The organism is Vibrio sp. Vb1574, assembly GCF_033338675.1.
In genome coordinates, this window is the sequence record NZ_JAWOTC010000393.1 from 1 (window position 1) to 1,102 (window position 1,102).

The 1,102-nt window shown below is 48.3% G+C and carries 1 protein-coding gene; it reads right to left on the reverse strand.

Annotated elements, in window-relative coordinates:
- Positions 1 to 1,102 (reverse strand): LruC domain-containing protein (locus R7O12_RS26400; RefSeq protein ID WP_318127028.1); only part of this gene is annotated, 1,102 nt, incomplete at both ends.

A 1,102-nucleotide genomic window follows, 5' to 3' on the forward strand; every position in this document is an offset into this window, starting at 1 on the left:
AGCATTTGTTTGCTTTTGGTGAGGCATGCCAGTTAGCATTTTGACTGCCGGCTGATTCAGCGTAAGTGGCAAATTGTGGATACGCGTCAACCAAGTCTACGTTTTCCAATGGCCACTCCCAGTCCTCAACAATCAGCAGAGCCCAAGGTAGGTTGTTGCTGGTTTTGAAGTACGTACCTTGTACAGGATCACTTGCATCAACCCCGAGTCCATATAACTTGGTATCATCAAACTGCTCGGTTGGCGCTTGATCCGGTAGGTGTACTTCCCATTTTCGGCCTGGTTGGAAGGTAATACCGTCACCGTGGTAAGTGTTTGGTGTTGCAAAGATAAATGGGTCGTAAGGCATGGCTTGTAAGCCAGAGCGGTCGGAGCCTTCCTTAAAGTAAACCGTCAACGTAAAAGAGAAAGCAACGTTGTCATCACATCCTGATTGAGTTCGGAAGTAGGTACAATTGCTTTGCGTGTATTGGCTGAGATCATCGCTGATGATGAAAATGGCCTCTTCCGAGACAGTTTCTAATCCATTGCTTGATTGTTGAACGCCGTTAAACGACAGGGTAGTTAAGCCATTCTCGATGCTTGCTTTTGCTATGCCCGGTAAACGAATAGCAAAGCCATTTTTGTATCCTGCACCGTAAGCGGCGAGGTCACCGGTGATTTGAATGTTCTCGACCACACCTTCCATACGCGTTTCTGTGATTCGGAACTGAATGACGACGTCGTTCATGTCGTAGTCTGCGGTGTATGGCCAGTTATCCTCAAACGCTACCGTTGCGTAGCCTTCTGCACTTGGGAAATGCTGAACAGATACGCCATTTTCGGTGATAGTGATTGGATGATCTTCCACTTCGCCGGAGGTTGAGCCGCCATCGTATTTGAGCCCCGTTTGTTGACTAAAGCGGAATCGGCTCCAACTTGGGCCTGCGGTTGCCAATTCAGAGACGACAAATGGAAGTGTGTTGTTTCCTGCTGCGAGTAACTGGTCTGTAAATACTTGTTCACCGTCATCTGCGAAATCACCGTCTCGGTTCCAGTCAAACCAAGCAGACAAGTAACCAGAAGTAGACGCCATCACATTCACCCGCGAGCTCAACCTTGA